Raw genomic sequence first — 1,909 nt, forward strand, 5'->3', positions numbered from 1 at the left:
GCCGTTGGGCGGCAGCGCGGGGGCGCCGTCGCCGAAGGCCGTGCGGCCACCTGCCATCGGCAGGTCGACGTCGAGCTGGGATTGCATCACCGCCTGCAGGTCGCTGCGCTTTTGCTGCAGCACCGCCATCTGCTTGTGCAGCTGCTCGATCTGCTTGCGCGCCTGCTGCGCGTGCAGGCCGGCGACGTGCCGCGCCTTCTCCATCTTGTCGACCTTCTGCTGCAAGGCCTTCAGGCGGCGGCCGTACCACCAATGGCATGCGCCCCACGTCACTGCGCAGAGCGCGAGTGTCGTGAAAGCCAGGACGAGTGACTGGAAAGCCTGCATCGCGTATTCCCTTTGCCGGCTCCTTCTGACGAACCGATCTACCCCGACGACAGTATCAACATTTGTCTGACGCAGGGCGTGAAGATATCCCGGAAATGCCGATGGGTCACCCCCTCGCTCTCGGGAACCTTCCGCTCACACCCCGAGTGCCGTGCGATCGATCACATGGTTCTGGCCGCCGCGGCAGGCGATCTTCAGCGCGCCGATCCGGTTGCCGAGTGCGACGCAGCGCGCGAGTGTCCAGCCGCGTTCGAGGCCGTACAGCAGCGCGGCGCGGAAGGCGTCGCCGCAGCCGGTCGGGTCGAGCACCTCGGTCGCCGGCACGCCCGGCACCAGCGTGCGCACGCCTTGCTCCCACAGCTCGCAGCCCTCGGCGCCGAGCGTCACGACGACGCCCAACAGGTGCGAGCGCGACATCGCCTCGATGCTCAACCCGGTGCGCTCCGACAGCATGCGCGCCTCGTAGTCGTTGACCGTCACCCAGCTCGCCTGCGCGATGAAGCGGTTCAGCTCGGCGCCGTCGAACATCGGCAGGCCCTGGCCCGGATCGAAGATGAACGGGATCTGCGCATCGGCCAGCTGCTGCGCATGCTGCAGCATCGCGTCGCGGCCGTCGGGCGCGACGATCGCGATGCGCACGCCGCGGTCGGTCGGCACCGTCGTCGTGTGCGCCGCCTGCATCGCACCGGGGTGGAAGGCGGTGATCTGGTTGTTGTCGGTGTCGGTGATGATGATCGCCTGCGCGGTGTAGCTGTCCGGCACGTTGCGCACGAACTCGGTGCTGGCGCCCCACGACGCGATGCGCGCGCGGTACTCCACGTCGTCGGCGCCCACGGTGGCCATCACCAGCGGCTCGCCGCCCAGCTTGGCGAGCGTGTAGGCGATGTTGCCGGCGCAGCCGCCGAACTCGCGGCGCAGCGTCGGCACCAGGAACGACACGTTCAGGATGTGCACCTGCTCCGGCAGGATCTGCTGCGCGAAGCGGCCGGGGAACATCGTGATGGTGTCGAAGGCGAGGGATCCGCAGATGAGGGCTGACATGGGAAGCTCCGGGAAAGGAACGCGGCGTTCGCGTCCAGGGTCGGTGAATCAGGGATAGAAGATCTCGACGGTGTAGCCGCTGACGCGGCGTCCGTCGGTGGAGAGCAGCACCTGCAGGCTGCTCTCGGCGCCCGCCGCGACCACCGGCGTCGCGACGCGGAAGTCCGACGGCGCGAGCGCACGCCGCGCGACCAGCTGGCCGCTCGGGTCGCTCAGGCTCAGGTCGATCGACGGCATCGCGAGTGCCAACGTGCTGCGGTTGCGCAGCACGACCGACAGCTTGTAGGCCGCGCCGCCATTGGCCGGCGCGAGCGCGCTGCTCTCGACGACCAGGTCGTCGATGCGGCGCGGCGCACCGATCTCGCAATGCCATTGCCTGCAGGCCATCGCGAGCCACGGTTTCGTGTCGGGCCACTGCGCGGCGATCGTGTCGCGGAAGTGCAGCGCCGCCTGGCCGACCAGGGCGGCGACCAGCCCGAGTGTGCACAGCGACAGCAGGCCCCGCACCCACGGGCTGCGCCAGCGCTCGCGCTGGCGGGCC

Annotated in this window: 3 protein-coding genes; all 3 read right to left on the reverse strand. The window is 69.5% G+C overall.

All coding sequences use genetic code 11. The features are described from left to right. On the reverse strand, nucleotides 1–273 hold a 273-nt coding region (locus AC1D01_RS32565), incomplete at its 3' end, for a prefoldin domain-containing protein (RefSeq protein ID WP_477873632.1). Between the two features lie 189 nt (nucleotides 274–462). Next, on the reverse strand, nucleotides 463–1,368 hold the full coding sequence (locus AC1D01_RS32570; RefSeq protein WP_477873633.1) for a carbohydrate kinase family protein: 906 nt from the start codon (nucleotides 1,366–1,368) through the stop codon (nucleotides 463–465). 48 nt (nucleotides 1,369–1,416) lie between these two features. Then, the coding region (locus AC1D01_RS32575) for a DUF3426 domain-containing protein (protein ID WP_477873634.1) at nucleotides 1,417–1,909 on the reverse strand (493 nt) is incomplete at its 5' end.

The sequence above is a fragment of the Rhizobacter sp. P3_B12 genome (genome assembly GCF_056402895.1).

Coding starts and splice junctions, on each gene's coding strand:
- AC1D01_RS32570 (WP_477873633.1), bottom strand. CDS start 1,368: ATGTCAGCCCTCATCTGCGGATCCCTCGCCTTCGACACCATCACGATG.